A 12,714-nucleotide genomic window follows, 5' to 3' on the forward strand; every position below is an offset into this window, starting at 1 on the left:
AAGCCAGTATTCACTGGCGTACCGTCTAATGTATGCGTCAGCGAAGGCTGACTTAATTAAAAGGCACGGGTAAATACCCGCGCCAGTACTTAACTAAACCCATTCTTTAGCCCGCTTCTGATCGCGCAATGCCTCAAATTGAATTGTCGGATCTTTTTGTTCGGGCACATTTACGAAGTGGGTGAAGCGCGCGCGGAGGTGTGGATTGTCAACCACTTCTTTCCATTCGCACTTGAACGTATCGACCAGCAATTGCATCTCGCGCTCCAGGTCATGAGCAATTCCCAGCACATCATCGACAACAACAGCTCGCAAATACGTCATGCCGCCTTCCAGCTTATTGAGCCAGGTAGCGGTGCGGGTGAGCGGATCGGCGGTTTTGATGTAGAACATCAGGAACCGGTCGATGTAGCGAATGCAGGTTTCCTTATCAACATCGGTGGCCAGGATCTGAGCATGTTGAGGCTTAGAGCCGCCATTGCCACCCACGTATAGATTCCAGCCTTTTTCAGTAGCAATAATTCCGAAGTCTTTACTTTGGGCTTCGGCGCATTCGCGGACACAACCCGATACGCCCGACTTGATTTTGTGCGGAGACCGGATGCCTTTGTAGCGTTCTTCGACCTCAATGGCAAAAGAGACCGAATCCTGTACACCATAGCGACACCAAGTACTGCCGACGCAACTTTTCACGGTACGCAGCGATTTTCCGTAAGCATGTCCGCTTTCAAAACCGGCGGTTATGAGTTCTTCCCAGATGACGGGTAAATCACCAACGTGCGCTCCGAACAGATCAATGCGTTGGCCGCCTGTGATTTTTGTATAGAGGCCGTACTTCTTGGCCACCTGCCCAATTACAATTAATTTATCGGGCGTAATTTCTCCCCCTGGAATACGAGGCACTACCGAATACGTACCGCCTTTTTGAATGTTGGCCAAAAAACGATCGTTAGAATCCTGAATAGTGGCCCGGCCTTTTTCCAGAATGTTCTCGTTCCAGAGACTGGCCAGAATTGAAGCAACCGCTGGTTTACAAACTTCACAACCGTCACCTTTTCCGAGATGATCCAGCACGGCGTTGAAGGTTTTCAGGCTATTGATTTTTACCAGGTCCAGCAATTCCTGCCGGGTGAAATCGAAGTGTTCGCAAAGGATATTCCGAACATACACCCCCTTCTGCTTCAGCACGCCCTGAATAATGTCTTTCACCATAGGCGTACAGCCTCCGCAGCCCGTGCAGGCTTTGGTCGATTTCTTAAGCGCATCGACCGTATCATGCCCGTTTTCGCCGATTTCGTGGCAAAGCATGGCTTTGGTTACGGCTTCGCAGGAGCAAATCAAGGCATCATCGGGTAGGCCCATAACTCCGGCACCAGCTTCTTCGCCACCCCGAGACCCCAGGATCAGATCCTCGGGGTCAGGCGGGAGAATGGTCTTGTTCTTGCAGGTTTGTAGGAGCATATTATACTGCTCGGCGTCGCCAACCAGAATCCCGCCCAACAGCTCTTTCCCGTCGGCCGATATATTGATCCGTTTATAAACGCCCTTCGCCTTGTTTTCATAGACAACCGTTTTGCAGTTGGGTTCTGAAGCGAACGGATCACCGAATGACCCTACGTCGGTGCCGATAAGCTTGAGCTTCGTCGACATGTCATAGGGCTTGAACTCCTTTTCTTCACCTAGTAAGCGCGAGGCTACTACTTCGGCCATTTCATAGCCTGGAGCTACCAGCCCATAAATCATGTGGTGAGCCACGGCACACTCGCCAATGGCAAAAATGGCCGGATCGGAGGTTTGCAGAAAGTTATCGACAAGTATCCCTCCGCGTGGGTGCGTATCCAGACCAGACGATTTTGCCAGCTCATCGCGTGGCCGAATCCCTGCCGAAATAACCAGCATATCGACATCCAGATGCGAGCCATCGGAAAACTGCATGCCCGTAATGGAATTGTCGCCCGTAATTTCCTGCGTGCTTTTCGATAGATGAATGTTCAGGCCCAGTGATTCCAACTGTCGCTGTAGAATGCCCGAGCCTGCCTCGTCAATTTGCCGGGGCATCAATCGAGGAGCAAACTCAACGACGTGGGCTTCTTTCATACCCAGATCGAGCAGGGCTTTGGCGGCTTCTAAGCCGAGCAGGCCGCCACCCAAAACGGCTCCTCGGCGCGCTTTCCGTGCGTACAATTGAATAAGGTCGAGATCTTCAATAGTACGGTAGACAAAGACGCCGTCTTTCTCTACACCCGCTACTGGCGGAACAAACGCTCCCGAACCAGTAGCTAATACCAGGTAGTCATAAGGCACTACGACACCGTGATGCGAACGAACCTCTTTTCGCTCCCGGTCAATGTCAACAACCGGGTCGGTGAGGTAGAGCGTAATGCCATTTTCGGCGTACCAGCTTTGGGGAGCAAGGGTCAGATCGTCGGCTGTTTTGCCATCGAAATAGGCACTTAAGTGAACCCGATCATAGGCTACACGTGGTTCTTCCCCAAAAACCGTCAGTGTAAATCGGTGTTCATTTTTTTCTTTGGCTAATAGCTTTTCGCAGAACTTGTAGCCTACCATACCGTTGCCAATAACGACGACATGCTTGTTTTTGTTTGTGTTCATAGTTGACTATAACTATATCATTGTGAAAACCCCGTTTTATTATTGTACTTATCTAATAAAATAGCCTTATTCCTCCCAAAAAAGGCTAGTCAAAAATAGAAGGTGTTTTTGGTAAATCCTAATGTATTATTCCGTTTTAATATGATTTTTAAACATATTTTTTTGAAAAAGACTTGTTTTTAAGAATTTCGTCTCTACTTTTGAGCCATAAATCGTCAATGAGAGTTATTAGTTAATAATAGTATAATATTACTATTGAGTACTAAACGAAAAGCCAAATGATGCCAAAGCTAACACTCGTGGGGGCGGGTCCCGGCGACGGCGAATTGATCACCTTAAAAGGGATCAGGGCGCTCCAGCAAGCCGACGTTATTTTATACGACGATCTTGCCAATTATGCATTGCTGGACTTTGCGCCCGAACAGGCTCTGAAAGTCTATGTGGGAAAACGGGCTGGAAAAGCATCGTTCTCGCAGGAAGAAATCAATGAGCTAATTGTCCGGCTCGCTCAGGAACATGGCCATGTGGTACGGCTCAAAGGGGGAGATTCTTTTGTATTTGGGCGAGGTTATGAAGAGCTTGCCTATACCCGACAATATGGTATTCAGTGCGAAGTTATACCGGGCGTATCGAGTAGTATAGCGGTTCCGGCTTCGCAGGGTATTCCAGTAACGAGCCGGGGTGTAAGTGAGAGTTTTTGGGTTATTACGGGTACCACTCGGAACGGAGAGCTTTCGGAAGACCTTTATCTGGCGGCTCAGTCGAAAGCAACTATTGTTGTCCTGATGGGTTTGCGCAAGCTAAACGAAATCTGTGCGATTTTTTGTGAGGCCGGACGCGGTCATTTGCCTATGGCAATCGTGCAGAATGGTACGCGTGCCGATGAGCAGTGTGTAATTGGCCAGGTTTGGAGTATACCGCAGTTGGCGGCAGAGCAAGGCGTGGGGGCGCCCGCTGTGCTGATCATCGGCGAGGTTGTTTCGTTACATCCGTCCTATCTGGCCGAATGTATGCGGAACGTTTCTATGGCGTACTGAGGGAGTTTGTAGTTCGTGGTTTGAAGTTTTTACACTCGTAAAGCATGCGTCAGCTAACCTCAAACTACGAACCACAAACTTCAAACTACAAAGAAAAAAGCCGATCCGGTGTGGGGGCACCTTTGGATCGGCTAAACGGGATTTGTCTATGCGAAAAACACAAACACTTCAAAGAAAATGAAAAATCACAGGTAAAGCAAATTGGCCTCATCGCGGGATTAGCTAATCGATAGTCCGTCAGGCGTTTATCTTCTCTTCTTCAGAGTCATCATTCTGGTCTGTTCTACACGTCCTTACCCTAATTGGGTAGGTTGATTCCCTGTTGTCTCTACTGTTCATTTTCTTCTTTAGCTGATTGCCTATTCTCATGAATTATACAATCAAACGGCTGTCGTATGCTGGCATTCTTTTGCTGGCAGTGCAGTCAACTCTATTTGCGCAATTTTCGCTTGTTGGGCAGTTGCGTACGCGAACCGAGTTACGAAATGGCGTTGGTAACCTGGCTCCGAAAGATGCGCCAGCCGCCTTCTTTACCTCGCAACGTACCCGACTTACATTCGGCTACAAATGGGAGCGCGTCCAGTTCCAAACATCTGTTCAGGATATTCGGGTGTGGGGCCAAGATGCGGCCACGATCAATAATGCTGATGGAAACCGGCTGATGGTGCATGAAGCCTGGGCCGATATTACACTGGCCAACAGCGCCGACACAACTATCAAATTCAGGCCCATTCAGAATCTGTCGCTGAAAATCGGTCGACAGGAAATGGTTTATGACGATTCCCGTCTGATCGGAAATCTGGATTGGCTTCAGCAGGGCCGTCGGTTCGATGCGGCCATTTTGAAAGGTCAGCATAAAGGCTGGGCACTCGATTTAGGGGTTGGCTTTAATCAGAATACCGATGCTTTTGGCGTAGTGGGCGATTATTATACAGCTGGTAACGCGCCAACATCGGCCTTGTCTACCCAAAACATAACCCTCGCTATTCCGGCAGGTTTTCTGCCAACGTCGGGAAAAGGGGGAGCACCTGTTTTGTTAACGCCCTTAAGCACGAATGGCCAGAATCAGCAGTTTAAGTCGTTTCAGATGATCTATCTGACACGCAAGTTTAACGCCACGAAATTCTCGGCCCTGTTCTTTAAAGATGATTTCCAGAAGTATCGAATCGATAGTCTGGGCAGTGCATCCCAGGGTTACGTATATGGTAGGCGTTATGACGTTGCGGGCGTGAATTCCCGTATAACCTATGGCGCTATGCTGGTTGGTCAGCTGGGGAAAGGAAAAGTACAGTGGCAGGCTTTCGCCTATGGCCAGGGTGGAAAAGATCGGGATGGGCTGGCGATAAAAAATGCGTATCACTACGGGGCAAACGTTATGCTTCAAAAAGGCTTGCTGAGTTTCGGTCCTGGTTATGAGGTACTTTCCGGCAATAACGCTACGACTATTCAATCAGGCGAAACCAGCCGATTTGATCCATTGTACGGCACTCCTCACAAATTCCGGGGATCAATGGATTATTTCTATGCCGGAACCGGCTCGCCCGCAGGTGGTGTGCAGGATGCGTTCCTGAAATTCAAGTACATCGGCAAGCGACTGACAACGGGTCTGGATATTCACTATTTAGCTTTAGCCGCACCGACTTACAACAAAATGGCCGATGTGCCTGCGGGTACGTTACTGTCAGCCAAGCTCGGCATAGAGTACGACTTCATTGCCAACTATGCACTGAACAAGTTCACCAACGTAGAATTTGGCTATTCCATCATGAGTGGAACGAATAGCCTCGAATACGCCAAGCAGGGCACAATGGATCAGAGGAGCAAAACAGGTACCTGGGCTTACCTAATGATCAATATTCGCCCTGATTTTCTGGCTGCTAAGCCAATTCAAAAATAGACCTCCCAAAATGATCAGTTATAGTTTTCTAAACACAAAAAACCATGAATATGACTGCTAATCAACCACTTGCTAAGTTAAACATCTTCAGCTTTACCGGTGTCCAGATGCGAACATTTCACATTACGTGGCTTACCTTCTTTGTCTGTTTCTTTGGTTGGTTTGGGCTGGCTCCCTTGATGCCCGCCATCCGGGCCGATCTGGGCCTGACAAAACCACAAGTTGGCAATACCATTATTGCAGCCGTATCGGCTACCATTCTGGCTCGGTTGGTTATTGGGCGGTTATGCGATACCTGGGGCCCACGTAAGACCTACACAGCTTTGCTGGTGCTGGGATCGTTACCCGTTATGCTCGTCGGTTTGGCGCACGATTACACCACTTTCCTGTTGTTCCGCCTGGCGATTGGTGTGATTGGGGCTTCGTTCGTGATTACGCAGTTTCATACATCAATGATGTTTGCTCCTAAAATCAAGGGTACGGCCAATGCGGTAGCAGGTGGCTGGGGCAATCTGGGCGGTGGCATCACGCAATTAGCTATGCCCATCATCATGGCAACGATCGTTGGCTTCGGCTACACAAAGGCCGAAGCATGGCGGCTGGCTATGATTGTGCCGGGTGTACTGATGCTCGTGATGGCATTCATTTATTACCGCTTTACAAAAGACACCCCTGCTGGCAACTACGACGAAATTCAACGGTCGACGGTAAAAGCGGAGAAAGTGAGTTTCTGGGCAGCCTGCGCGGATATTCGCGTGTGGGCATTGGCGCTGGCTTATGCATGCTGCTTCGGTATGGAAATCACCTTCGATGGCGTGGCGGCCCTTTATTTCTTTGACAATTTCAAACTGGAAGAAACGCAGGCGGGGTTCTGGGCCATGCTTTTTGGCGGGATGAACATTTTTGCCCGTGCGCTGGGTGGTATCGTAGCCGATAAAGTTGGGAACAAATACGGCATGCGCGGCAAAGGGGTTCTGCTGGCAGGTATGTTGGTGCTGGAGGGGGCCGGTATCATACTGTTTGCCCAGGCCGGAAGCTTACCAATGGCCATTTTGTCGATGATTGCCTTTGCGCTTTTCCTGAAAATGTCGAACGGAAGTACCTATGCCATTGTGCCTTTTGTAAATCCTAAGGCCGTCGGTGTTATTTCTGGGGTAGTTGGCGCGGGTGGTAACCTTGGCGGTATGCTGATGGCCTTTTTGTTCAAATCACAGTCCATCAGCTACGGACAAGCCTTTCTGTACATTGGCTGCGCGGTAGCTGCCGCTGGATTACTCTTGTTCCTGGTCAATTTCAGCAAAGAAACGGTGGTAGAAACGGCAGATGTTGAATTGCAAACCGCTTAAAGAATGATGAATTATAAATGATGAATGATAAATACATCGGTACCGCAATTCATCATTCATCATTTATAATTCATCATTAGAAAGACATGACTCATCAAACGACCTGTTGCTATTGTGGTGTTGGCTGTGGAATCGTAGTCAAACAGGAACCGAACGGACGCTTGAGCCTGGAGGGCGATAAACAGCATCCGTCCAGCAAGGGCATGTTGTGCTCGAAGGGCATGAACCTGCATTACACGGTTATGGATCAGTCGGATCGGTTGCTGTATCCGCAGATGCGATTCAACCGGACCATGCCCATGCAACGGGTGAGCTGGGATGCTGCGCTGGAACGTACAGCAGCTGTTTTTAAGACGTTTATCCAAAAATACGGCCCCGATTCCGTCGCGTTTTATGTGTCGGGGCAATGCCTGACCGAAGAATATTATCTGGTCAACAAGCTCATCAAAGGGTTTATTGGCTCCAATAACATCGATACCAACTCCCGGTTGTGCATGAGTTCGGCGGTGGTTGGATATAAGCTGTCGCTGGGTGAAGATTCGGTGCCGGTTTGTTACGACGACATCGAAGAGGCCGACCTCTTTCTGGTCGAAGGAGCAAATCCAGCCTGGTGCCACCCTATTCTCTGGCGTCGGATTGAAGCGCATAAAGCGGCTAACCCGAACGTCAAAATTATTTGTGTTGACCCCCGCCGAACCGATACCGCCCGGTCTTCGGATCTGCATTTGCCGCTTCGCCCCGGCACCGACATTGTGCTGAACAACGCCATTGGGCGGTTGCTGATTGAAAATGGGTTCATTGATAACGAGTTTATTACCAATCATGCCGATGGTTTTCTGGCCTATCAGGAGCAGGTAATGCGACGCTCGGTGGAAGAGGCTGCAGAACTATGTGGCGTTTCTGCCGCCGACATTCGAACGGCCGCTGACTGGATTGGGCGTTCGAAAGGCTTTCTGTCGCTTTGGACAATGGGCCTGAACCAATCGGTAATTGGCGTGAATAAAAACCTATCGCTCATTAATCTGCACCTCATTACCGGACGTATCGGTAAGCCCGGCAATGGTCCCTTTTCGTTAACTGGCCAGCCCAACGCCATGGGTGGCCGCGAAACGGGCGGATTGGCCAACATTTTACCCGCTCACCGCGAGGTAGCGAATGCCACCCACCGTGCCGAAGTTGAAGCGTTTTGGGGAAGTCCGGTCAAGATCGCGGCTAAGCCGGGGCTGACGGCCACCGAAATGTTCGAAGCCCTGGGCGATGATCGGTTGAAAGCGATCTGGATTATCAATACGAATCCATTGGTGAGCATGCCAGATGTCAATGCTACCGAAAAAGCGTTGAAAAATGCCCGTTTTGTTGTGGTTCAGGATGTATCGAATCGGGCCGACACCGTACAGTTTGCCGATGTAGTATTACCAGCGGCTGCCTGGCTCGAAAAGGAAGGCACCATGACCAACGCCGAGCGCCGGATTTCTTACTTGCCGAAAATGCTCAATGCGCCCGGTGAAGCCCTGCCCGACGCCGAAATTATCTGGCGATTTGCTCAGAAAATGGGCTTTGGTGATGAGTTCAATTACGCCAACGCATCGGAAGTATATCAGGAATATACGCAAATCACGGCCGGAACCAACATTGACATTACGGGTGTGAGTTATGCGTTGCTGAAAGAAAAACGAACAGTTCAGTGGCCATATCCAGCCGGGCGCAAGGAGCTGGGAGCAGGGGCGACAGAACGCCTGTTTACCGATCATCAGTTTTACACACCGAATGGCCGAGCCCAAATCCATACCGTACCGGATGGAAATACGTCGGAGCCGGTTGATGAGGACTTTCCGCTTGTACTAACCACTGGTCGCATCCGCGATCAGTGGCACACCATGACCAAAACGGGGCGGGTGGCCAAGTTGAACCAGCACATTCCGCAGCCGTTTCTACAAATTCATCCCGACGATGCCAAAAAGCGCGGAATTCAGGACGGTCAACTGGTAGAGGTACGGGGCCGACGTGGTGAGGTTCGCGTAAAAGCGCAACTAACTGACGATGTACGACCTGGTTTGTGCTTTCTGCCGATGCACTGGGGCAAAATGCCGACCAGCGCTCCGGGAAACAGTAATTTGAATCGGGCTAATAACCTGACCAGCTCACTCGTTGATCCACGCTCGAAAGAACCCGATTTTAAGTTCTCGGCGGTTGAGGTCGTCCTGTACCGGAAACCCGTCGAGAAAATTATCATAATTGGGGCTGGTTCAGCGGGTTTAGGTTTTATTAATCAGTACCGAGCCCTGAATGCTAACGACGAAATACACGTCTTCTCCAAAGAGATTTACCCGTTCTACAATCGGGTCCTGCTGCCCGATTACATTAGTGGAGAGCAGACCTGGGAGCAACTTGTCAAACTGCGTGAAGATCAGTTTGCCGAAGCAAACATCACGGTTCATAAAGGTGTAGGCATTGCTTACATCGACCGAAACGCTAAAGTCGTCGTAGATACAAACGGCGTAGAGCATGCATATGACAAACTACTACTGGGAACAGGTAGTCGTGCGTTTATGCCCAAAGGCGTACCCCGGTTGCCGGGCATTTTCAATATGCGTTCGCGGCTCGATGCTGATTCGCTTTTACCTTTTCTTAACCGAGAATCGCCACAGGCTGTGGTGGTTGGTGGTGGTTTGCTTGGCCTGGAATTGGCGGCTTCGTTGCGCCAGATTGGCATTCGCGTTTCGCTGATTCACCGGTCAGGTCGTTTTATGGAACGTCAGCTCGATCCGCTGGCCAGCGAATTATTGTATCTGGAACTGCTGGATCGAGGCATCGAGATTTATCTTAATGAAGAAATCCAGACGTTTGCCGGAACTGATCGGCTCGACGGTGTTCAACTAAAATCGGGCCGAAAGCTGGCTTGTCAGGTTGTTGTCATGGCCATTGGAACCGAGCCGAATATTGAACTGGCGCGCGCTGCCGGGCTCACCTGCAATCGAGGTGTGGTGGTAAACGATTATCTGCAAACCTCTGACCCTGACATTTTTGCGGCTGGCGAAGTGGCCCAATGGAATGGCCAGATGTGGGGTGTTACGTTAGCCGCCGAGCAACAGGCCGAAACTGCCGCTCGTTTTCTGGCGGGCGATATCTCTCAACCGTACCGAGGAAGCTTATCGATGAACATCCTGAAAATGGAAGGTTTACATTTATGCAGCATTGGTATTAATGAAGTACCTGCGGGGCAGGCAGCTAACTTTGAGGAAATCGTCTTTATTGACAAGTCGAAGCGGTACTATAAAAAGTGTATCGTTCAGGGCGATAAACTGGTTGGTGCCATTCTGGTCGGGGATAAAAACGAGTTTGCCGAATTCCGCGACCTGATTGCAAACGGTATTGAGCTATCGGATAAACGGCTTCAGCTTCTACGGGCCAGTAAAAAAGTAGATCCGGTAGAAGGCAAGCTAGTTTGTTCCTGCAACACCGTCGGGCAGGGTAATCTGGAACGGGCTATTCAGGCTGGCTGCACGGATTTCCAGCAGCTTTGCCAGAAAACCGGCGCTGGCACCGGCTGCGGCTCATGTAGGCCAGAGGTGCGGAGTATTTTAGAAATAATGAGTGAAAGAATGAAAGAGCGAAAGAATGAAAGAGTGCTATAATCGGATTAGCTCCCGTCGGTTTGTTCACTCTTTCACTCTTTCATTCTTTCGCTCTTTAAAAACATGCGCGACTATTATACGCTGAAAGTCAATCTGCCCGGCGGGATTGTATCCCCTGGCGCATTACAGACGCTACTAAAACTGGCCTATGACGCTAAAGTACGCACGGTGCGCTTTGGCGCGCGTCAGCAATTGTTGATGACGGTGCATTATGAAGACATGCTGTTTCTGGAAAAAGACCTGAAACAGCATTCGATTGCTTATGAACTAAATTCGGAGCAGCACCCCAATATTATCAGTTCATATTGTGGCGAAGAGGTGTTTAGAACAGGGCTCTGGTTGCGCGAAAGCGAGTACCATACCGTACTGGATCAGTTTGATTATCAGCCACGACTAAAAGTTAACTTGTCGGATTCGAACCAGAGTTTTACGCCCTTCTTTACCGGAAATCTCAATTTCATTACGTCGCCTGATCCTCATTTCTGGTATCTATATGTCCGCCCGAAACAAACGAATACGCTCTTTCGCTGGCCGGAATTGATTTATACCAACGACATTGGCCGGTTGGCTAAAGCCGTTGAGCATAGCCTATTGGGAGAAGGCCATCTGGATGAAGAGTCGCTTTACAAAGCTGTCACGAAAACACAGACATTCATTACGCAACCTGCCACACAGGAAGTCGAATTGCCTGAATTTTCGTTACCCTATTACGAAGGTTTCAACCGATATGGCCAACGGTCGTGGTTGGGTTTATACCGTCGCGACGAACAATTTTCGATTGCCTTTTTGCTGGATGTTTGTGCGCTCTGTCTGAAAACCCGAATCGGCGAATTGTGTGTCACACCCTGGAAATCGCTCATTATTAAAGGTATTGGCGAAAAAGACCGAGCTGCCTGGTCGTATGTACTGGGTAAACACAACATCAACGTACGCCATGCGGCCAACGAACTGGCCTGGCAAACCGAAGATCATACCGATGAGGGAACTGAGTTGAAAAAATACGTTCTGCGGAACTTCGCTAAAAATGATACCCGAACGTTTGGTTTATGTTTTGGTATTCAAACCCGCCCCAAATCAGAAGTGTTTGGTTCGGTGCTAGTGCGTAAACGGCCACTGCTTCAGCTAGGGCAGTTGGCTTTATTCAGCGTTTACGACGTTTATTTTACTGAAAACTTCAACCCGAACAGTCGCACATACCGACTGTTTGAAAAGGGGTTATTGAAGATTCATTTGCCAAATCAACTCAATCGCCTGTGCCGGAAATTTAACGCCCGACGGCAGGAAGAAACCATTGAAACGGTGCGCGTCGATAGCGAGAAAACCGAGTTCTCGCCCAATAAAGCGGCTAGGTCCTATCAATGCCCACATTGTTTTACCGTCTACGATGAACAATATGGCGACACACGAAGTAATATTCCGGCAGGTATACCGTTCGATCAGCTGTCTGCTGATTATCAATGTTCAACCTGCGATGCGCCCAAAGCAGAGCTACGCGAACTGACAATAGAGTTGGTAAACTAAACATACATTAATCACAGAGACGCGGAGAACCAGACTTAAGTATTATAGGAGTTTAGTGCGACCCCGATGGGGTCGAATGTTTATAGTCAAGTTTACCTCTATAAACGTTTGACCCCGTCGGGGTCACATCGAAACGTAAACTCCGTGTCTCTGTGTTTAAAAATACTGTTCCATGAAACCAGTTGCTATAGACCCTATTTTCTTTGCTTTTGAGAGCGACTTTGTTGAATCGCTTCGGTGCATTCCGATGGTTGTTCGCTATAAACTGGATACGTGTGGCATCAAGCTAAAGCTCCCCGAATGGGTGAAACTCACCGTTGCCGACAAAGCCCGACTAGCTGAACAACCCTGTTATACACCTACCGAAATTGACCAGTATCGACTTGACTTAATTGATCTAGTTCGGCTACGTTGTCAGCATCACGTTAGCGAACTAGGCCCGGTTGATGCTACATGGGAATACCTCGGTGAAGTACCGAACGAGGTTCAGCAGAAAGCACTTGAGTGGGAATGTAGGCCATTAACAGTTCAGGAGTGGCTCCAGCTTGATGGTTTACAGCGCTTTGCCCTGGTTAAATTGAGTCGCTCTGGCCACGAGGGAGCAAATTTCCCCAGAGCGATTCGGGAATTCTTAATGAGTGCAAGGGTGAATGAGTGAAAGAGCG

The 12,714-nt window shown here is 49.3% G+C and carries 7 protein-coding genes; 6 read left to right on the forward strand and 1 reads right to left on the reverse strand.

What is annotated here, in order from left to right; translation table 11 throughout:
- Nucleotides 1-93: 93 nt before the first annotated feature.
- Entirely contained in the window at nt 94-2,613 is a 2,520-nt protein-coding gene (nirB, locus tag ACYVGR_RS10530) for a nitrite reductase large subunit NirB (RefSeq protein ID WP_460956291.1), read from the reverse strand.
- 278 nt (nt 2,614-2,891) lie between these two features.
- Here nirB and cobA point away from each other — a divergent pair, with 278 nt between their 5' ends.
- The 6 genes from cobA (at nt 2,892) to ACYVGR_RS10560 (ending at nt 12,707) form a co-directional block, all read left to right on the forward strand.
- On the forward strand, nt 2,892-3,650 hold the full coding sequence (cobA, locus tag ACYVGR_RS10535; protein ID WP_460956293.1) for a uroporphyrinogen-III C-methyltransferase: 759 nt from the start codon (nt 2,892-2,894) through the stop codon (nt 3,648-3,650).
- A gap of 367 nt (nt 3,651-4,017) precedes the next feature.
- Entirely contained in the window at nt 4,018-5,547 is a 1,530-nt protein-coding gene (locus tag ACYVGR_RS10540; protein ID WP_460956295.1) for an alginate export family protein, read from the forward strand.
- A gap of 50 nt (nt 5,548-5,597) precedes the next feature.
- A complete protein-coding gene (locus tag ACYVGR_RS10545; RefSeq protein WP_460956340.1) occupies nt 5,598-6,893 on the forward strand; it encodes a NarK family nitrate/nitrite MFS transporter in 1,296 nt (431 codons plus the stop codon).
- Between the two features lie 86 nt (nt 6,894-6,979).
- On the forward strand, nt 6,980-10,528 hold the full coding sequence (locus tag ACYVGR_RS10550) for a molybdopterin-dependent oxidoreductase (protein ID WP_460956297.1): 3,549 nt from the start codon (nt 6,980-6,982) through the stop codon (nt 10,526-10,528).
- Nucleotides 10,529-10,591: 63 nt separating this feature from the next.
- Nucleotides 10,592-12,049: a rubredoxin gene (locus ACYVGR_RS10555; protein WP_460956299.1), complete on the forward strand. Its 1,458-nt coding sequence runs from the start codon at nt 10,592-10,594 to the stop codon at nt 12,047-12,049.
- Nucleotides 12,050-12,221: 172 nt separating this feature from the next.
- Nucleotides 12,222-12,707, forward strand: a complete 486-nt coding sequence (locus ACYVGR_RS10560; RefSeq protein ID WP_460956301.1) for a nitrate reductase associated protein — start codon at nt 12,222-12,224, stop codon at nt 12,705-12,707.
- The last annotated feature ends 7 nt before the right edge of the window (nt 12,708-12,714 follow it).

This window comes from Spirosoma litoris, from assembly GCF_054776755.1.

What these genes read in the sequence shown, in the direction of transcription:
- ACYVGR_RS10545 (WP_460956340.1), top strand. Translation starts at nt 5,598, where the DNA reads ATGACTGCTAATCAACCACTTGCTAAGTTAAACATCTTCAGCTTTACC.
- ACYVGR_RS10555 (WP_460956299.1), top strand. Translation starts at nt 10,592, where the DNA reads ATGCGCGACTATTATACGCTGAAAGTCAATCTGCCCGGCGGGATTGTA.
- ACYVGR_RS10560 (WP_460956301.1), top strand. Translation starts at nt 12,222, where the DNA reads ATGAAACCAGTTGCTATAGACCCTATTTTCTTTGCTTTTGAGAGCGAC.
- nirB (WP_460956291.1), bottom strand. Translation starts at nt 2,613, where the DNA reads ATGAACACAAACAAAAACAAGCATGTCGTCGTTATTGGCAACGGTATG.
- ACYVGR_RS10550 (WP_460956297.1), top strand. Translation starts at nt 6,980, where the DNA reads ATGACTCATCAAACGACCTGTTGCTATTGTGGTGTTGGCTGTGGAATC.
- ACYVGR_RS10540 (WP_460956295.1), top strand. Translation starts at nt 4,018, where the DNA reads ATGAATTATACAATCAAACGGCTGTCGTATGCTGGCATTCTTTTGCTG.
- cobA (WP_460956293.1), top strand. Translation starts at nt 2,892, where the DNA reads ATGATGCCAAAGCTAACACTCGTGGGGGCGGGTCCCGGCGACGGCGAA.